Here is a 19,188-nt window from a genome sequence, read left to right as displayed (position 1 = left end):
GATTCCTTTTTGTTGACCGACGAGCTTTGGTGAATTTTGTCAGTAGTGGCAAATAGGCGTGACTTGAAGGATTCGACTCCAGTCCAAGGCTGGGCATCATTATCGAGGCGTCAAAGCATGAACGAGCTACAAGACCTGATTGATAACAATGCACGCTGGGCTGATGCGATAAAGCAGGAAGACCCAGAGTTTTTCGCCAAGCTGGCCCGCCAGCAAACACCTGAGTTCCTGTGGATCGGTTGTTCGGATGCACGTGTCCCGGCCAACGAGATCGTCGGCATGCTGCCCGGCGATCTGTTCGTCCATCGCAACGTGGCCAACGTTGTGTTGCACACCGACCTCAACTGCCTGTCGGTGATCCAGTACGCAGTGGACGTGTTGAAGGTCAAACACATTCTGGTGACGGGCCACTATGGTTGCGGCGGTGTACGCGCGTCCATGCAGGACCGCCAGTTCGGCCTGATCGACGGCTGGCTGCGCACGATTCGTGATTTGTATTACGAAAACCGTGAAGTGCTGGCCAAGCTGCCGACCGAGGAAGAACGTGTCGACCGTCTGTGCGAGCTGAACGTGATTCAGCAAGTGGCCAACGTCGGTCACACCAGCATTGTGCAGAACGCCTGGCACCGTGGGCAGAGCCTGTCTGTGCATGGCTGCATCTACGGCATCAAGGACGGTCGCTGGAAGAGCCTCGACGTAACCATCAGCGGCTTCGAGCAGTTGCCGCCGCAGTACCGTCTGCGTCCGCAGGACTGACAGCCGCCCTCAGGCTGGAGCATCGCCAGCCAGTCTGTTTTTGCGACGGCTGGTTGGCGACAGGCAGGTCATCACAGCACGAAGCGCTGCACCATCAGGTTCAGATCAGCCGCCAGCATCGACAGCGAATTGCTCGCCACGGTGGTCTGCTGCGCGCCTGACGCTGTCTGGCTCGACAGGTCGCGGATACTGCTCAGGTTGCTGTCTACTTCAGTCGCGACCTGGGCTTGCTGTTCTGCGGCACTGGCAATCAGCAGGTTGCGGTCGTTGATGGTGGCCGTTGAATGGATGATCACGGTCAATGCTTCGCCAGTCGATGCAGCTTGCTCAAGCGTCAGGCTGGCTTGCGTTGCCGTGTTGCGCAACGAGCTTGCCGTTTGCTGAGTGCTTTGCTGCACACCGCTGATCAGCCCTTCGATTTCTGAGGTCGAGGCGCTGGTGCGTTGCGCCAGTGAACGAACCTCGTCAGCTACCACGGCAAATCCGCGCCCGGCTTCGCCCGCCCTGGCTGCCTCAATGGCGGCGTTCAGGGCCAGCAGGTTGGTCTGGTTGGCGATCGCGCGAATCACATCGAGGATGCTGCTGATGCTCTGTGTGCGCTCGGCCAGTCCTTCAGCCTGATGCGAGGAGTCCAGCACGTTTTCAGTCAGTTGCTTGATCGAAAGAATCGTCGCCGACAGTTTTTCCTGTCCTTGCGCTGCCGCCTGGGTCGACGCCTGTGATTCGGTCACGGTGCTGCTGGCGTTGCCTGATACTTCGATGGCCGCCTGACTCATCTGGTTGACGGCGACTGCGGCCTGCTCGATTTCGTTGTTCTGCAATTGCAGATTGAGCGCACTGGCTTCGGCAATGGTGCCCATCTCCTGAACCGACTGCGACAGCTGCGTCGCCGCTGCGTAGATCTGATCAATCGTGCCGTGCAGGTTGGTGCGCATGAGCCCCAGGGTGATCAGCAACTGCGCGGTCTCGTCCTTGCCATCCGGTATCCGGTGCTCTGTCAGATCACCATCGGCGATGGTGCTGGCAATGTGCAAAGCCTGGCGGACCGGGTGAATGATGCTGACGCTCAGACGCCAGGCCAGCAGCAGGGTCAGAGCCAATACGACGGCGATGGCGCTCAGCGCAATGATTCTCGCCTGCTCGTAACGGGTGCCTGCTGACTCTACGGCGGCGGCAGCGCTCTGTTTGTTCAGCTCGCGCAGCAACTGCACCTGCATATCCATCAGGTCGCCTTGCAGCGCGAGCATGGTATTGGCCAGCATTCGGGCCTCATCCAGCTTGTTCTGCTCGATCAGCGTGATCTGATTCTGCAAGCCGGGCATGAACGCCTTATAGGCATCCTGCAACGCGACGATAGAGTCATGCTCAGTGCCCGATTGAACACGCGCAAGGTATTCCGAGAAACCTTTCTCGACTTCGTTCTTGAGCTGTTCGACATTGATCTTGCTGTTGATGACCGCACCCGGATCGTCGGCGTTGGCGATCAGCCGGGTGGTCTCGCTGCGCAGTTTGACCAGGCCGATGGCGATGGCATCGGCCATGGCGATACTGGGCAGCGCGCCGCTCTCGACAGCTTCGCCCTGATTGCGGATCTCCTGCATCTGCAGCAGGCAGAAGGCCCCCAGCGCGACCATCAGCAGGGATGTGATGCCGAAACAGATCACCAGGCGCAGGGTAATCCTGAAGCGGCGCAATAGTGTTGGCGTTGTGGATTGCCGATGCAGGAAACGAGGCATAAATCTTTTCACGGCACACAACCCCTATAAACACGCAGACCTTCTCGGAGAGCCGTTTATAGGGCAGTTGTGTGATGTCTTTATGACATCTGATGTTTATATCGGAAACAGGTAACCCATCATGGCTGAGGCGCGCCGATTTCCTCCATCAGTTCATTCAGAAAACGCTTCAGCCGGTCGTGCCTGATCTTCGCCATCTGTGTCCCGGTGTCGGTTTGAAAGCTGTCGGCGAGGTGCAGCAGCTTGGTATGAAAATGGTCGGCGGCGAAGTTCCTGTCGTCATACGGGCGCTGGCTGGCATGCGGGTCGTTCGGTTCGTAAAGCTGTCTGCCCATCCGCCCTGATACGTAAAAGGTTCGAGCCACGCCGATCATGCCCAGAGAATCCAGACGGTCGGCGTCCTGCAGAATTCGGGCTTCCAGTGTCAGCGGGGTTATCGCCGCCGAGAAACTGTGCGCTTCGATAGCATGGGCAACCGCAGCGATACTTTCTTCGTCCCAGCCCATCTCGGTAAGCAATTCGCGGGCCCGTGCTGCCGCCAGTCGCGAAGCACTGGAGCGAAACGGTGAGTCTTTCTCGACCGAAACACAGTCGTGTAACAGCGTGGCGGCGATCAGTACACGGGCATCGCCGCCTTCCCGGTCACGGATGGCGCAGACGTTTTTCCAGACGCGCAGCAAGTGCGAGACGTCGTGCGCGCCATCGATTTTCTCTGCATGAGTATGCGGGATCAGCAGGCTGGCCAGATCCTGAAACGGGGCGAAGCTGGCGGCGGTCATGCGGTGGTCCTCGGGCGTCTGGTCAGGCATCAGCATTACAGACAATGCCGCCTGATAAAACCCTGTCACTGGTCAAGAATATGGCTGATCTGGCCGGCAAGCAGCCCCGCACCCCGGGCGTTGAGGTGGTTGAAATCCTTGTAGTACGAGTTCATATCGCCAATCAGGCATTGCTTGTCCTTACAAAAGGCTTCATCCAGGGTGATCAACCTGATCTGCTTCGCCTGGCTGGCGTGCAGGAACAGTTCGCGAGTGAAGCGTTGCAACAGAGCATGTTTTTCGACTGGCACCGACAGTTCACTGACCCACTGCAGTTTTTGTGCATCACTGTCCCAGGCATCACGGGCCAGGCGGTAGTAGAGGCTCTCGGGATTGATCAATTGCTGCGGCACCTGCGCGACGATGAATACCTCGGTGCCGATATCGCGGTAGGCCTTTATCGTGGTTTCAAATGCCTGCCTGAACACTGCTCGCGAGTTTTTCCGGTTTTTTTCCGGGTGGGTGCGGGAGGTCAGGAAATACTTGCTCATCTTCCGCTCGCCGTAATTGCCGCCGGTGTACAGCGTCCAGCGTGACACCAGCACGACTTTTTTGATCTGCCGCTGCTTCACGTATTCAAACTCGCGATTGGCCAGCGCCTCGCATACCCCGGCAGGGTAGTTACCCTTGGCGGTGTCCACGCCGAGCAAGGGCAGGCAACCGCCCAGACCTATGTGCGCGACGGTTCTGCCCAGATCCCGCGCGACAGCGTCAAACGTCGATAACAGGGCCTCTGAGTGGCTGTCACCAAACAGAGCCATCTCCGGTACGACGTTGCTGTCGGCAAGACCAAACAGGCAAAAATCGACATTCCAGCCTTGGCTATCAAGGTTCCGGTCGCATTTTTCGCGTATCTGCGGGTCGACAAATGCCTGATGCATCGCCGGATCGACAGCGAAGCGCTGGCTAAAGCCGTTATTGAGATAGCCGACCAGCCCCAGCACGACAAATAGCGTGGAAGCAACGCCTGCCGAGGCGAAGAGCTGACGGCGGTTGAATGCACCGGCCTTGCGAAAGGGCTGCTCGACGAAGCGCCAGCTCAGCCAGGCCAGCAGCAGCGAGAGCACGGTCAACGCCAGCATCAACGGCAGGCCTGGCTCAATCAGGCTGCGCTGACGAGCGAAGGCAAAGACGGGCTGATGCCACAAATAGGCGCTGTAACTGATCATGCCGATCAGGACCGTTACCCGTGAACTCAGCGCGTTGCCGACCCAGGTCTGGCCATTGCCGAAGACAATGATCAATGCCGCACCCAGCACAGGCAGCAGCGCGTTGAGGCCAGGGAAGGGTGTACTGCTGTCGAAACAAACCACGGCATAACCAATCAGCAAAATCCCCAGCAGCGTCGCCGCCTGATCGAGATGGCTGGCGCTATCAACGCTACGCGGGCGCCAGACAAAGTAGAAGGCGATGAACGAGCCCGTCAGCAATTCCCAGGCGCGTGCAGGCAGCAGATAAAAAGCGTTACTGGCGTTATGACGCGCCCCCAGCTCCGCCAGCGTCAGGCTTGCCAGGGCAGCTGCGATCAGCAGCACAATCAGCCACTTGCGACCCATGCTCCAGGCCAGCATCAGTAGCGGTGGGAAAAACAGGTAGTACTGCTCCTCTACCGCGAGCGTCCAGGTGTGCAGCAAGGGTTTGAGTTCAGCGGTTGCGTCGAAATAGCCGCTTTCCAGCCAGAACAGTAGGTTGGATGAGAAGGTCGGCACCGCCATCAGGCTCTTGGCGAAGTATTTCAGGTCAGACGGGTCGAGCGTCAACCACGCGACAGGCAGGCAGACCAGCATCATCACGAACAGCGCCGGCAGAATGCGTCGGGCGCGCCGTTCGTAGAAATCGATCAGCGAGAATCTGCCGTTGAGCATCTGCGCAAGAATGATCGAGGTGATCAGATAGCCAGAGATCACAAAAAAGATGTCGACCCCCACGAATCCACCGCTGAATAACGGCAAACCCGCGTGATACAGGATGACCGGGATCACCGCGAGCGCGCGCAGGCCATCGATTTCGGGTCGATAGCCGAGCGCCGGGTTATGAGGAATGCCCATGAAGTGTGCTCGATACAGGAAGTGGTGAAAGGCGGTAAATGCGCGCTGCAATAGCTACCGCCAACGCAGGGCGCAGGCGTTGGGAATGAAGGATCAGAAGGGAATCGCAGGAGAGAGTGGTGTATTTTTTAGTTCAGGTATTCGCTTCTGTCCAATGGCTGAATCCGGTTTATATCGACAGGTTTGCACCAGCGGATCAGCGTCTTCCAACCTGAAAGTGTAAAAGCCCTTTATAATTCATGGTTTTTACCCCTCGATGCGAGAACCATTGTGAGCTTACCGTCCTGCCCGAAATGCAATTCCGAATACACCTACGAAGACGGCAGCCTGCTGATCTGCCCGGAATGCGCCCATGAATGGTCTGCAGACGCTGCTGGCACCGATGCAGCCGACGACGTGAAAGTCATCAAGGACTCCACGGGAAATGTGCTGCAGGACGGCGATACCATTACCGTGATCAAGGACCTGAAGGTCAAAGACTCTTCGCTGGTGGTCAAGGTCGGTACCAAGGTCAAGAACATCCGTCTGGTCGATGGCGACCACGATATCGATTGCAAGATCGACGGCATCGGCGCAATGAAGCTGAAGTCGGAGTTCGTCCGCAAGGTTTGATTCTGTCGGGCAATGGCTTTAGCCTGAACGCCTCGCCGGTCCTTCGACTGGCGGGGCGTTCATGTTTCCGGGCGCGCCAGGGCTGTTTTTCCTGAACAGGTGAATACCGTGCCGACGACTACCCCCGCCCCGTATCTGAAACCCGATGAATGTGTCGTGCTGTTCGATGGCGTCTGCAAACTGTGCAATGGTGTGGTGAAGTTTCTGATTCGTCATGATCCGCACCAGCGTCTGCGCTTGGCCGCCGTACAGTCGGAGCAAGGGCAGGCATTGCTGAAGTGGGCCGGGCTGCCGCTCGACGATTTTCATACCATCGCAGTCATCGTCAACAATCGGGTGTTCGTACGCTCGGATGCCTTTCTGCACATCATGGGGCTGCTGCCTGCGCCTTGGCCGCTGCTGAAAGTGCTGGGTATTTTTCCACGCTTTCTAAGGGACTGGGCCTACAACCGTATCGCGCTCAACCGATATCGCCTGTTCGGGCGCTATGATCACTGTCTGTTGCCGTCGCCCGAGAACCGCCAGCGCTTCCTTGACGGCTGACGACCGGCGGTCATTTGTAAAGTCTGTCATGACTGTACGGGTTGTGATCCACTCTGGCGGTCCGTAGAATTCGTGTCATCTGGCTTCACTCCCCATATCCACAATAATCCACTTTGCACACTGCGCCCGATTCAGAAGGTCGAGCGGAGCGTTTTTGCGTTGGTTTTTCAGTGGGGGGCGAGCCGCGGTTTTCCATACAGGTGTCAGGCGTGCGTGTTCATGCGTGGCGATCGGCCTTCGGGTCGGAACATTTTCAGGGCGTTGCGATTCTTGATAACTTCACCTCCAAACGAGCAAGCAGGTAGCTGGCTTGGCGTATTCGCGCTGGCCTTGGCGGCCTTCATTTTCAATACCACCGAGTTCGTGCCGATCGGTCTGCTGAGTAACATCGGCCAGAGCTTCGAGATGACCCCGGCCCAGGTCGGGCTGATGCTCACGATCTATGCCTGGGTCGTGTCGCTGATGTCGTTGCCGATGATGCTGGCGACGCGCAACATCGAGCGCCGCAAGTTGCTGATGTTCGTGTTCGGCCTGTTTGTGGTCAGCCATGTACTCTCCGCAATCTCCCCCAGCTTTGCAATCCTGCTGGTGAGTCGGGTCGGTATCGCCTTTGCACATGCGGTGTTCTGGTCGGTCACGGCGTCGCTGGCCGTGCGCATCGCACCGCCCGGCAAGCAGGTTCAGGCGCTTGGCCTGCTGGCGACCGGTACATCGCTGGCGATGGTGCTGGGTATTCCGCTGGGCCGCGTGCTGGGTGAAGCCCTGGGCTGGCGGACTACCTTTCTGGGCATCGCCGGTATCGCTGCGCTGGTAGTCTTCCTGTTGGCTCGCGCGCTGCCTTTGCTGCCCAGCCAGAACTCCGGCTCGTTGCGCAGCCTGCCGATCCTGTTCAAACGCCCACGGTTAATGGCGATCTACCTGCTGACCGCGATTGTGGTGACCGCTCATTTCACCGCCTACAGCTATATCGAGCCGTTCACCCAGACTGTGTCCCGACTCAGCGGCGAAATGACCACGATTCTGCTGCTGGTCTTTGGCGGTGCAGGAATCATGGGCTCGATCATCTTCAGCCTGTTCAGCGACCGCTTCCCTAACGGGCTATTGATCACCGCCATTGGCACGCTGACCGTTTGCCTGCTCATGCTATTGCCACTCTCCGGCGATGCGACAGCGCTCGGCACGCTGACCATTATCTGGGGCATGGCAATCATGTGCTTCGGGCTGACCTTGCAAGCGCGTGTGCTCTCGCTGGCACCGGATGCGACCGACGTGGCGATGGCGCTGTTCTCGGGCATCTTCAATATCGGTATTGGTGGCGGTGCACTGCTCGGCAGCGTGGTCAGCAGCCATCTCGGGGTTGCCAATGTCGGTATTGTCGGCGGCCTGCTGGCCTTGGGCGGGTTGGGGTTGTGCTGCTTTACGACGCATTACTTCGGCAAAATCCCGCCTGCTGCCGAGGTGCAGGCCGAGAGCAAATAGGGCGCGCATAAAAAAGCTCGCTGACCGCGCAATGCGATCAGCGAGCTTTTTGTTCTGGCCTCGGCGTCAGGCTTTAAGCCGGCCCAGCCACTCCAGCGACGTTCTCCAGACACAAATTCCGAGAAAATACGCCGACATCGCCAGCCACAGCCCCATGACCACAGGACCGTTGTGCGGGTGGTTGATGATCAGCAGCGCGCTGGACAACAACCACACGGTGGTGACTGCGATGTTGATCGGCATGAAGCGACGCACACGGAACGGGTGCAGAAACTTCATGCGCGTCAGGGTCAGCAATGCCAGGGCGATGATGGTGATAAACGTCAGCCACGGCGCGGGCGACAGAATGTAAAGGCACAGGGCAACTACGTTCCATGCCGCGGGAAAGCCCTGAAAGTAGTTGTCCTTGCTTTTCATGTCGACGTTGCAGAAGCAGAACAGCGACGACACCAGAATCACCGATACGCTGAGCAGCAACGTGTAATCCGGCACTGGTATGTAGCGATAGATGAACAGTGCCGGAATGAACACGTAGGTCAGGTAGTCGATGACCAGGTCCAGCACCGAGCCATCGAAGTGCGGCAGTACCGATGTGGTATTGACCTTGCGAGCCAGTGAGCCGTCTACGCCATCCACGATCAGGGCAGCGCCCAGCCACAGCAGGCAGGCTTTGGGTTCGTTGTTGAACAAGGCAATGGTAGCCAGGAACGCAAGGACGACGCCGGTGGCGGTGAAGCCATGCGCGCCCCAGGCGTTGAGTCTGGCTATGCGTTGATTGGTTATCACGGGGGCGCTCTCCAGGAAATAGTGCTTGCCAGGGTGTGCCGCAAACCTGACCGGTAGCAACTATCGACCCGGCAATTGCCGATAAGTTTAGCGGTGACTATCCCTTGTTTCCCGGTTACTTTCCAGAAAACCACGATCTGTGTCAGACCGCTCGTCTCTGGAATCTTGCGGTTCGACGAAACAGGTAGGCGCGTCACCGTTGGCATTGAGTTGGTTGATCAGGGTCGGCTGGCCCTGTTCATTGAACATTACCTGACCGACACCTGCCGAGTTCCATAAGCGTTCACCGGCCTTGCTGTGCTCGGGCGTGCGCGGAACAACCTTCATCAGGCGGCGCTTGGTGAACCAGTTAAGAGGTGAGCGGGGAGAGTATAACCAGCGATTCAGCCGATCAAAAGTGTCCAGCAGACGACGGGGGAATTCATTCTTGATGCCACTGCTGGTGATTTGCCAGATGTGAGGCCCGCCACTGCGCTGCCGGATCAGGATTTCGTAGACGAACGAGTAATGCACATCACCCGACAGGATCACGTAGTTGCCCGGGGTTCTGGAATGGCGAAAGATGTTCAGAATGACGTTGGCTGCGCCACGATGCGCCATCCAGTTTTCCGCATCGACCAGCAACGGGTAGCCGCACCAACTGAAGACACGCTGTATCGCCTCAATCAACTTGACGCCGAACACGGGGGCAGGTGACACGATAATCGCCGATTTATGGTCGATCAGTTCCTGTTGCAGTTCACTGAGTGCTTCCCAGTCCAGCAGGCCGGACGGGTGATTGAAATTCGATTCGCTGCGCCAGCGCCGGGTGCGCGTATCCAGTACCACCAGCGCCGGGCTGGTCGGCAGAACGTAATGCCACTGTTGAAACTTCAGCAACTGATCGATCAGCGCGTCCTGGGCCGTGCTGTCCAGCCAGTTATCCTTGCGCACAGCCGCTGCACTCAATTCATGTACCTGCCGGACCAGGTCGTTGAGTGCGTCGGGATTGTTACCCCAGCCCTGGCAGAGCAGATAGGCGAGCAGGGCATTGCCGATGATGCGTTTCGAGAAGGGATGGCCGTACGCGGTTTCTTCCCAGTTTGCCGACAGGTTCCAGTCATCGGTGATGTCATGGTCGTCAAAAATCATCATGCACGGCAGGTGAGCCATCGCACGCGCCACGCCCTCAAGCCCCGCAGTGAAATCCTCGACCAGTTGCTGCTCTCTGGCATAACGCTCGACTTCGTCGGCTTCCAGATGCGGCTTGCCTGGCTCGATCAGGGTCCAGGGCGTGGGTGACCAGACCAGCAGGTACATCGCCACCACTTCCGCCAGAGTGACCAAATGGTTATCCGCAGTGCTGCTGGTAAATACCGGCTTGCTGGTGCCACCAAAGAACCGCTCACGCAGCGTGTCGTTGCTTTTCAGGGCGGGTAGCAGGTCGGCACGCTGGTAATAGCTGGCCGGGTGCGCATAAAGGCTGGTGCTGTCGTCGACAACAGCACCGTCGAGTTGCTCATCGAACAACCCCAGCCGTTCGATCAGCACATGAATGGCGCGCAGCATCGGCCCGGCGACATCGTCGGCGTAGATCTGATCGCCGCTCATCATCAACAGCGCAGGGCGTTGCAACGGGTCCTGGTTGTCGGCCAACAGGCGATCCACGCAGAGCAGACCCTCGGCCGCGCTGTGATGTGGCTTGCGACACGAGCCATGCAAGAGCTGATCAATGCTGCTGCGCACCACGAAATTCGGATAACGGGCACCGTCGTACAGCAGGTGCGGCGCCCACTCGGCGATACCGCCCGGTTGGCCATCTACCAAAAGGTCGTAATCGATCCTGGTGTCCAGGGGCAGTTCTGCCTCCAGTTGCAGGTCGATCAGGTGAATGAATGCGTGGCGACCTACCGCGACGATCTGGCATTGCTGATCGGTCAGTGAATGGTCGTTGAAGTCATCTGCTGCATTCTCAACGCCATGACGCAGACGCAGTATCAGCTTGAGCGGGCGCGAGCCCACCAGCCACAGTACCAGGCGGCCGGCTTCCTGGCGGCGTAACAGCGGGCCGACAAGAATGGATGGTAACGGACGTTTTTCGGCGGGCGAAGACGGCATCCTGATTCATGGCTCTGACTGATCGTAGGCGGGAAATACTAACGCAGTCAGTGCGGAAAGTTCTTGTTACACCGCTGGGCCGTTACCTTCAGCCTGTTTCAAAGCATTGCGCCATTAGCCCTGAGCCCTTGGCGGCCAATCGGATGAATGTCACTTCAGTGGTGCTTGATGCTGCCGATAGACGCTTTATACAGAGCCTGAAACTGCCGGTCCTCGAGCACCGCAGCCCAGCCTCAGCCAGCTGTTAAAACTAGAGATTTCTCCATGAACTGGTTCTACAACGCCAAGCTTTCCACCAAGCTGTTTATCTCATTTGCACTCTGCGCGGTTATCACCCTCGCGGTGGGCATGGTTGCCAGCCGGGGGATCGGTGAGCTTTCCAGCAACCTGAAACTTGCGTTCTCCAACAACCTGGTGTCGGTGTCGAAAACCAACGAGGCCACCATCAATGTTGTCGAGCAGAATCGTGATTTGTATCGCTTGCTTTCGGTCGCCGCCAGCGATGCGTCGCAAAGCGCGAAGGATGAAGTTCTCGCCAGCATGAAAAACAATCGCGCAGAAGCAGAAAAAGCTTACGCGACCTATCGTGCGACACCGCTTGAAGATGACGAGCGCGCTGCAGGTGATCAGATGGACAAGGACTGGCCCGTCTATCAGACGCTGGTCGATCGGGCTGCGGCTGTTGCCTTTTCCGGAGACGTTGCAGCCGCGAGGGCGCTGGTCGAAGGCGACGTTCGCAAGGCCTATCTGACCGTGATGGGTGAGATGAACATCATGGTCGGCTCCAACAACCGTCAGATAGGCGAAGGTGCAATCGCCGCTGGAAAAACAGAATCATCGGCCAATCTCAATCTGTATATGGGTATCGGCATTGCCTTCGTGGCTGCTTTCCTTTTGGCACTGTTTATCAGTCGTGTGATCAGTTCGCCCATTTCCTCTGCCCTTGTCAGTGCGCAGCGCATTGCCGGTGGCGATCTGACCCAGCCGATCGTCAGCACTCACCGTGATGAAGCAGGCCTGATGCTTACTGCGCTCAGTGATATGCAGAACAGCCTGAAGAGCACCATCGGACAGATCTCCAGCGCTGCCGATCAGCTTGCTTCGGCTGCTGAAGAACTCAATGCCGTTACCGAAGAAGGCAGCCGTGGCCTGACGCGACAGAACGACGAGATTCAATTGGCTGCCACGGCGGTCACCGAAATGACCGCTGCGGTCGAAGAAGTGGCGCGTAACGCCATGTCTACCTCTGACGCCTCAAAGCGGACCAGTACCGAAGCGGCTACCGGGCGTGATCAGGCGCGTGATGCGGTCAGTGCGATCAATAACGTCAGCGCCGAGATCAGCAGCTCCACCTCAATGGTTGAAGAGCTTGCCGGGCGGGTTTGTGAGATTGGTCAGGTGCTGGACGTGATTCGTGGTATCGCCGAACAGACCAACCTGCTGGCCCTCAACGCCGCCATCGAGGCTGCGCGCGCCGGTGAACAGGGCCGCGGCTTTGCCGTGGTGGCCGACGAAGTACGTGCGCTTGCCGCTCGTACTCAGGCGTCCACAGGTGAAATCGAAACCATGATAGGCAGCGTGCAGGCCAGTGCTGATCAGGCTGTGCGAGCCATGGGTAACAGCCGTACCCTTGCCAGCAATACTCAATCCCTGGCCCAGGCCACCGGCCAGTCGCTGGAGCGCATTGCGCAGAGCATTGCCGAAATCAACGATCGCAACATGCTGATTGCTACCGCGTCCGAAGAACAGTCCCACGTTGCGCGCGAGGTGGATCGCAACCTGATCAACATTCAGGACCTCTCCACCCAGACCGCTGCTGGCGCTCACCAGACCAGCGCTTCAAGTCAGGAGCTGTCTCGTCTGGCGATCTCCTTCAACAACCTGGTAGGCAAGTTCAAGGTCTGACGCAAGCGTCAGGACGCTGATACCGGCAGGCGCTTCTGGAAAAAGAAGCGCTTGCTGCCGGGCGGATAGTCTTCAATCTGCCCGAACTCGGTGTAACCGTGGCGGCGATAGAAGTCCGGAGCCTGGAAGTCGAAGGTATCCAGCCAGATCCCTGCACAGCCTTTCTCGACCGCAAGATCCTCAGCCATCTGCATCAAACGCGAGCCCATGCCTTGCCCCCGGGTTTGCTCCGGCACTACCAGCAACTCGATGAACAACCATTGATAAAGAATGCGTGCGTGCAGGCCACCGAGAATTTCCCGGGTCTGATCATCGCGAATGAACATCGCCACTTTCTCTGACTTGCCGTCACCCGCTTGCTCGGCGTTAAAGCGCTTCAGTGGTTCCAGAATCGCCAGGCGATCTTCTTCTGTAGGGTTGTTATTGACATCAATGTGAACGCTCATGCGCTGGCTCCTAGCCTTGGTTTGCGCGACGAGCTTAAAGCGGCCTGGATGTGGGGTAAAGCCAGGCCCTGCAAAGCGTCATTTCACGCAAAGCAAACACAGTTACGTCCGGCGCGCTTTGCGGCGTAGAGGGCATTGTCAGCAGCGCTGATCAGATGGTCGGCATTAGTCTGCGGCGCGGTTGCACACGCGACCCCCAGGCTTACAGTAACGAACGCGCTTTCGCCCAGCACCGGGTGCGGCAACTTGAGCGCCGCGACAGCGGCCTGCAGGACGTCGGCCATTTCTCTGGCCTGTCCGGCATCGCCATTCATTAAAACCAGAACCTCTTCACCGCCAAAACGAAACGCCACGGCACCGTTTTCATGTGCGCTTTGTTGGATTTTCTGACAGAGCAACTTGAGGCAGGTATCGCCTTGTGGATGCCCATAGTTGTCGTTGTAGGATTTGAAGTGATCGATGTCCAGCAGGATGATGGCCACGTCCGCCGGTGTTTTACGCGCGCGTTCCCAAACCGAGGTCATCACTTCGTCCTGATAGCGTCGATTGAACAGGCGGGTCAAACCATCGGTGCGCGCGAACTCCATCAACTGCACTTGCAGCAGGCGTCCGCGAAGCGCGAACAGATAGCTCATGCGGCTGGCGCGCTCCAGAAAATACGAAGCCATTAACAGCAGCGCTACCGTGGAGACGAACAGCACTGCATTGGCCTGCCAGATCACAAAGTCTGCGAAATTGGCAATGTAGGTTGTCACCAGCTGGATGATCAGCATGCATGACATCGCGACGGCTGCATGGCGCAGGGGCAATTGCTGGATCATGGTGCAATAGACCATGATCAACAGCATGCCCAGTTGATAAAAGATTTGATACGGGCTCTGACTGTGAATCATCACCAGCATGGGCATGAGCGAGCACAGTACCGTCGCGGTCGCAGCGGTCGTTTCCATTGCCCAGCGAGTGGAAAAGCGCTGCGCCAGCACTAAAAGCACAATAAACATCGGCGTTATCAGGCACAGACGCCCCAGCGCCACGTAGACAAACACATCCCGCAGAATCAACCAGTCACTGATCAGAAACAGGTTGTAGATCAGGCTGCCACCAATCCCCACCGCCGTCAGGAATTCGCGCCGCTGTGATCTGGTTTCCGCCTGGTAGCGTTGCTCAAGCACACGGCTGAAGCGCAACGCACCCACACCTGAAGTAATCGTCTGCTCTACCTCCGCAAGGAGTTGTGCATCTTCAGGATCGGGGCGTTCAAGGGCAGAAACGAGCATGTGACACCGGTACATTAACATCGAGAGACATTAGGACATCACGAATGATGTCTTAGTGCTATTAGTGTGTAGTGTGTGGGTCCTGAAGGCGACCGGCGGTTCCTCTCGGCTTTCCGGCAAGGCGTCAGGACGACTGCTGTTCTCCTTTTGGTCATCTGCGCTAGGGAAACTCTGAAAAAGACTTCCTAATTTGGCAAAATCTCCGGACACCAGTCGCCGAGCTTTTCGATGATGAAACAGATGACCTTCGCCGACGCCGAGTATGCCGGCAAGCGCAAGCAGACCCGTAAGGAATTGTTCCTGATCGAGATGGATCAGGTGGTGCCCTGGAAAGGTTTGATTGCCCTGATTGAGCCCTATTATCCAAAAGGAGAAGGTGGCCGGCCCGCCTACCCACTGATGGCGATGCTGCGTGTTCATCTGATGCAGAACTGGTTCGGCTACAGCGATCCGGCGATGGAAGAAGCGCTGTATGAGACGACCATCCTGCGTCAGTTTTCAGGCCTGAGCCTGGAGCGAATTCCAGACGAAACCACCATTCTCAACTTCCGTCGTCTGCTGGAAAAGCACGAGTTGGCGACCGGGATTCTCGGCGTAATTAATGGTTATCTGGGCGACCGTGGCTTGTCGTTGCGTCAAGGCACCATCGTCGATGCCACGCTGATTCACGCGCCCAGTTCGACCAAGAACAAGGATGGCAAACGCGATCCTGAGATGCATCAAACCAAGAAAGGTAACCAGTACTATTTCGGCGCCAAGGCTCACATCGGCGCCGACGACGAGTCAGGCCTGGTGCACAGCGTGGTAGTAACAGCGGCCAATGTGGCAGACGTCACGCAGGTTGCCAAACTGCTGCACGGCGAGGAAAACGTAGTCTGCGCCGACGCAGGTTACACCGGGGTCGAGAAGCGCGAAGAACACGCTGGGCGCAAGGTCATTTGGCAGATTGCCGCCCGCCGCAGCACTTACAAAAAGCATGGAAAACGCAGTATTTTGTACAAGGCGATCCGCAAAATCGAGAAGGCCAAGGCCCAGGTTCGCGCCAAGGTCGAGCATCCGTTTCGGGTCATCAAACGCCAGTTTGGCTATGAAAAAGTGCGCTTTCGGGGCTTGGCCAAGAACACCGCGCAGATGGTGACGTTGTTCGCCCTGTCAAACCTGTGGATGGCCCGCCGACATTTGTTGGCGAGCGCAGGAGAGGTGCGCGTGTAATGCAGGAAATGGTTACCGCAAAAGGCTTTGCAGCGGCCGAAAGAGCTAAAAAGCGAAGATAATTGAGCAAATTTCGACATGCATCGTTTTTTGAAAAGTGCTGAGGACTCGGTAGCCGGAAAACATCCGGCTACTTCAGACCTTCCCTAGGGTAATCGCACGGTGAGAGTGGTAAACCGCACGGCCTACTTATCCTGTTCTGATATTTGTTCGGAGCAGCTCGCAAACATAACTTACTGAAAATGACTGCTTGCACATCAGATTCCGCATCTATAGTGATCATATGCTTCGACTCAAGCGCTGTGGGTTGCCTTCGAAGCGAGCGTGCCGAGCGTCATGAATGCACCTCGGCGTAATAAATGAAGTCGCGTCAGCCCGGACCGGAATCCCCTATTTATGAATGCACCTAGAGAATCTGTAATTATCACGGGTATCACTGGCCAGGATGGCGCTTACCTGACTCAGTTGCTGCTGGAAAAAGGTTATACGGTTTACGGCACCTACCGCCGTACCAGCTCGGTCAACTTCTGGCGTCTTGAAGAACTTGGCGTGGCCAGCCATCCGAATTTGCACCTTGTTGAACACGACCTGACTGACTTGAGTGCCAGTATTCGCTTGCTGCAAAAAGCCGAGCCCACCCAGATTTACAACCTGGCGGCGCAGAGCTTTGTTGGTGTTTCCTTCGACCAGCCGATAACGACTGCTGAAATTACCGGCCTGGGCGCAGTCAACCTGCTTGAAGCGATACGCATAGTGAACCCGAAAATACGCTTTTATCAGGCGTCCACTTCTGAAATGTTCGGCAAGGTACAAGAAGTCCCGCAGGTCGAAAGCACCTCGTTCTATCCTCGCAGTCCTTATGGTGTGGCCAAGCTTTACGCGCACTGGATGACGATCAACTATCGGGAGTCGTATGGGATCTTCGGTGCCAGCGGCATTCTGTTCAATCACGAGTCTCCTCTGCGGGGAAAAGAGTTTGTCACCCGCAAAATTACCGATTCTGCCGCACGTATTTCACTGGGTATGTCACAACTTCTGGAATTAGGCAATCTGGATGCCAGACGTGACTGGGGTTTTGCCAAGGAGTATGTCGAAGGCATGTGGCGCATGCTGCAAGCTGATGAGCCCGACTCATTCGTACTGGCCACCCATCGATCCGAAACCGTTCGAGACTTTGTGGCAATGGCCTTCAAGGCTGTCGATATTGACCTGGAGTGGAAAGGTAGCGCAGAGAACGAACAGGGCATTGATGCGGCCACGGGCAAAGCCCTTGTTCAAGTCAACCCAAGATTCTATCGCCCCTCTGAAGTGGAGCTGCTTATCGGCAACCCTGAAAAAGCCAGGAAGGTGCTTGGCTGGGAAGCGAACACTAGTCTCGAGCAGCTATGCCGGTTGATGGTGGATGCCGATCTGAAGCGTAACCAGCAGGGAACATCGTTTTAAGCGTCCCTCTTTCATACTCTAGTAGGTGTAGGGTGGGTGTTTCAGGCGTTGTTGATCGCAACGCCCCTCACGCATAAACCGGTAGCTCAAGCCGTTGCAGCTATCTCATCGCGCCAGTAATTCAGCAGTGTCGTGAGTGTAGACTGCAGCGTTGTGGTGGGCGTCCAGCCAGTGACTTTCTGGATAGCGGAGTTATCACCGAACGCGCAGGGGATGTCAGATAACCGCATTCGTTCGGGATCGTTTATCACATCGATCCTCTCTGAGCTCAGTGCCATGAGCTGACTCAGTATTGCCTCTATACGGACGGGCTCGCCGCTGCAGATATTCAGGCATTGAGGATAGGCTTCCTGCCTGGTGGCCATGTCCAGCAGGGCGACGTAGGCATTGCACACATCACGCACATCGAGAAAGTCTCGCGCCGCTTGCAAGTTGCCGACTTTCAACTGTGGTGCTTGCTTGCCTGCTTCTATCAAGGCGATCTGACGAGCAAATGACGCGGTCGCGAAATCAGCCGATTGCCTAGCACCAATGTGATTGAACGGACGTACGACAATACCGTTCTGGCCACGACGAAAGTACTCATGAAAGGCCGCTTCGGCGGCAAGTTTGCTGGCGGCATAGGGGTTCATGGGTTTGCAGACACTGTTTTCATCGAGCGCAATACCCTGCTTGAATGCCTCGCCGTAGACTTCCGATGAGCTGACAAACAACACAAATGCCTGAGGGGCCTTGCGTTGCAATGCCTGTAGAAGGTTCACGCTTCCCATGACGTTAGTTTGCCAGGTGGCCAGAGGGTCCTGGAAACTGGTAGGCACATGCGTAATAGCCGCCAAATGCACAACGTGAGTGGGATTTGCCTGAGACACCACTTGCTCAAGGCCAGCGGCGTCGCGAATGTCACAATGCAGCGATTCGGCAGCATAAGCGGAGGGGGGAGAGTCAGGGCTCACCAATGCAATAATATGGTGCCCGGCGTGCTGCAGCTTACGGCACAGCATCTGCCCGACAAAACCGTTTGCACCGGTGATCAGAATGCGTCGCATCATTGAGGGTCCTTAATGGCGTTGCTGCAAGCAAGTGAGTCTAGCAGGCAATAGCTGGTCAACCCGTTGTGACCTATGGCTCCTGCATTTTGTTTCGCCTTGCACATTCGTTATCAGCCTGCCCATTCAAGGTTCCGCAATTGCAGGCCCCGGTTATGCGGGCAACCCACATCAATTCAATCTGCCATCATCAGACGAAACGCCTTAATCCCGTCTACGCTTAGGCCGATACATACGTACAACCCACTACTGGTGCCGTCATGTTCAACACTCGCTTGAAAAAGGAATTACAGGCACAACACGCCGAGTTATCTATGTATCGGCAAATGCAGAAAGGGATGGACGCGCGGATGGTGTCGCTGAGTCTGGACGCCAACAACCATATCGTCCATGCCAATGACAACTTCCTGAGGGCGCTTGGTTATTCTGCCGACCAGTTGCTGGGCAAGGATCTGGACCAGATGGTGCCGTCCTACGTCAAACAGCTCGATTGCTACCGTAACCTCAAGCTGGCGGTGCAGAAAGGCGAGTCGGTGATCGACAACTACCGTTTTCTGCATGCCAACGGCAGTCTGGTGTGGATTCGTGCCATGTGGCAGCCGGTTCTGGATGACCAGGGCAAACTGGTGACCTTGCAATGCTACGGGTCGGACATCACCCAGACAGTCGAGACCGCTGCCGAGAACTCTGCGTTCATTCAGGCATTGCTGCGCTCTACCGCCGTGATCGAGTTCGATCTTGGCGGCCACGTGCTCACGGCCAATGACCAGTTTCTGCGTGGCATGGGTTACAACCTGGCGCAGATCAAGGGCAAGCACCACAGCATGTTCTGTGATCCGGCTGAAACTTCACTGGCACCGTACCGGGAGTTTTGGGCGATGCTCAACCGCGGCGAGTTCGTCGCAGGGCGCTTCAAGCGTATCGACAACAGCGGGCGTGAGGTCTGGCTGGAGGCTACTTACAACCCGGTTCATGATGCTCAGG

At 57.0% G+C, this 19,188-nt stretch carries 15 protein-coding genes and 2 pseudogenes; 9 read left to right on the top strand and 8 right to left on the bottom strand.

The window, feature by feature from the left end; all coding sequences use genetic code 11:
- Window positions 1-117: 117 nt before the first annotated feature.
- Window positions 118-756, top strand: a complete 639-nt coding sequence (gene can, locus LJU29_RS22490) for a carbonate dehydratase (RefSeq protein WP_002552086.1) — start codon at window positions 118-120, stop codon at window positions 754-756.
- A gap of 71 nt (window positions 757-827) precedes the next feature.
- Here can and LJU29_RS29945 read toward each other — a convergent pair whose 3' ends face one another.
- The 3 genes from LJU29_RS29945 to LJU29_RS22475 all read right to left on the bottom strand — a co-directional run bounded on the left by LJU29_RS29945 (window position 828) and on the right by LJU29_RS22475 (window position 5,358).
- Complete coding sequence (locus LJU29_RS29945; RefSeq protein ID WP_257111215.1) at window positions 828-2,492, bottom strand: methyl-accepting chemotaxis protein; 1,665 nt, start codon at window positions 2,490-2,492, stop codon at window positions 828-830.
- A gap of 119 nt (window positions 2,493-2,611) precedes the next feature.
- Window positions 2,612-3,271, bottom strand: coding sequence for an HD domain-containing protein (locus LJU29_RS22480; protein WP_029240861.1), 660 nt, complete (start codon window positions 3,269-3,271; stop codon window positions 2,612-2,614).
- A 65-nt stretch (window positions 3,272-3,336) separates the two neighbouring features.
- Window positions 3,337-5,358: an acyltransferase family protein gene (locus LJU29_RS22475; RefSeq protein WP_122322816.1), complete on the bottom strand. Its 2,022-nt coding sequence runs from the start codon at window positions 5,356-5,358 to the stop codon at window positions 3,337-3,339.
- A gap of 267 nt (window positions 5,359-5,625) precedes the next feature.
- Here LJU29_RS22475 and LJU29_RS22470 point away from each other — a divergent pair, with 267 nt between their 5' ends.
- From LJU29_RS22470 to LJU29_RS22460, 3 genes are all read left to right on the top strand, one after another.
- Window positions 5,626-5,970: a zinc ribbon domain-containing protein YjdM gene (locus LJU29_RS22470; protein WP_257112850.1), complete on the top strand. Its 345-nt coding sequence runs from the start codon at window positions 5,626-5,628 to the stop codon at window positions 5,968-5,970.
- A gap of 108 nt (window positions 5,971-6,078) precedes the next feature.
- Window positions 6,079-6,513 (top strand): thiol-disulfide oxidoreductase DCC family protein, encoded by a 435-nt coding sequence (locus LJU29_RS22465; RefSeq protein WP_002552091.1) that lies wholly within the window; start codon window positions 6,079-6,081, stop codon window positions 6,511-6,513.
- Between the two features lie 270 nt (window positions 6,514-6,783).
- Window positions 6,784-7,992 carry a sugar transporter gene (locus LJU29_RS22460; protein ID WP_029240860.1) on the top strand — a complete coding sequence of 403 codons (1,209 nt, stop codon included), beginning with the start codon at window positions 6,784-6,786 and terminating at the stop codon, window positions 7,990-7,992.
- Window positions 7,993-8,058: 66 nt separating this feature from the next.
- Here LJU29_RS22460 and pcsA read toward each other — a convergent pair whose 3' ends face one another.
- Window positions 8,059-8,778 (bottom strand): phosphatidylcholine synthase, encoded by a 720-nt coding sequence (gene pcsA / locus LJU29_RS22455; RefSeq protein WP_002552093.1) that lies wholly within the window; start codon window positions 8,776-8,778, stop codon window positions 8,059-8,061.
- An 87-nt stretch (window positions 8,779-8,865) separates the two neighbouring features.
- Entirely contained in the window at window positions 8,866-10,875 is a 2,010-nt protein-coding gene (locus LJU29_RS22450; RefSeq protein WP_005758755.1) for an alkaline phosphatase D family protein, read from the bottom strand.
- Window positions 10,876-11,139: 264 nt separating this feature from the next.
- Here LJU29_RS22450 and LJU29_RS29940 point away from each other — a divergent pair.
- Window positions 11,140-11,922, top strand: a pseudogene (locus tag LJU29_RS29940) (MCP four helix bundle domain-containing protein); the annotation flags it as partial.
- Window positions 11,896-12,780 carry a methyl-accepting chemotaxis protein gene (locus tag LJU29_RS29935; RefSeq protein WP_438942842.1) on the top strand — a complete coding sequence of 295 codons (885 nt, stop codon included), beginning with the start codon at window positions 11,896-11,898 and terminating at the stop codon, window positions 12,778-12,780. The pseudogene LJU29_RS29940 and the gene LJU29_RS29935, both read left to right, overlap by 27 nt.
- An 8-nt stretch (window positions 12,781-12,788) precedes the next feature.
- Here the strand turns inward: LJU29_RS29935 and LJU29_RS22440 are convergent, their stop codons facing one another.
- Both LJU29_RS22440 and LJU29_RS22435 read right to left on the bottom strand, forming a co-directional pair.
- Window positions 12,789-13,226 carry a GNAT family N-acetyltransferase gene (locus LJU29_RS22440; protein ID WP_054996627.1) on the bottom strand — a complete coding sequence of 146 codons (438 nt, stop codon included), beginning with the start codon at window positions 13,224-13,226 and terminating at the stop codon, window positions 12,789-12,791.
- Window positions 13,227-13,309: 83 nt separating this feature from the next.
- The gene (locus LJU29_RS22435) at window positions 13,310-14,503 is read right to left on the bottom strand and encodes a GGDEF domain-containing protein (protein WP_005758760.1); all 1,194 of its coding nucleotides are present in this window, start codon (window positions 14,501-14,503) and stop codon (window positions 13,310-13,312) included.
- A gap of 231 nt (window positions 14,504-14,734) precedes the next feature.
- Here LJU29_RS22435 and LJU29_RS22430 point away from each other — a divergent pair, with 231 nt between their 5' ends.
- Window positions 14,735-15,715 (top strand): IS5-like element ISPsy2 family transposase, encoded by a 981-nt coding sequence (locus LJU29_RS22430; RefSeq protein ID WP_054078085.1) that lies wholly within the window; start codon window positions 14,735-14,737, stop codon window positions 15,713-15,715.
- Window positions 15,716-16,111: 396 nt separating this feature from the next.
- Complete coding sequence (gene gmd, locus LJU29_RS22425; RefSeq protein WP_005758761.1) at window positions 16,112-17,158, top strand: GDP-mannose 4,6-dehydratase; 1,047 nt, start codon at window positions 16,112-16,114, stop codon at window positions 17,156-17,158.
- A gap of 86 nt (window positions 17,159-17,244) precedes the next feature.
- Here gmd and LJU29_RS22420 read toward each other — a convergent pair whose 3' ends face one another.
- On the bottom strand, window positions 17,245-18,204 hold the full coding sequence (locus LJU29_RS22420) for a GDP-mannose 4,6-dehydratase (RefSeq protein WP_054076991.1): 960 nt from the start codon (window positions 18,202-18,204) through the stop codon (window positions 17,245-17,247).
- A gap of 260 nt (window positions 18,205-18,464) precedes the next feature.
- Here LJU29_RS22420 and LJU29_RS29745 point away from each other — a divergent pair.
- A pseudogene (locus LJU29_RS29745) lies at window positions 18,465-19,181 on the top strand (PAS domain-containing protein); the annotation flags it as partial.
- Window positions 19,182-19,188: the final 7 nt, after the last annotated feature.

It is taken from the genome of Pseudomonas ficuserectae (assembly GCF_024584585.1).
In the GTDB taxonomy this organism is placed as follows: Bacteria; Pseudomonadota; Gammaproteobacteria; order Pseudomonadales; family Pseudomonadaceae; genus Aquipseudomonas; species Aquipseudomonas amygdali.
The sequence above is the reverse complement of the archived record's forward strand: the minus strand, read 5'-3'. Positions and strand labels throughout refer to the sequence as shown.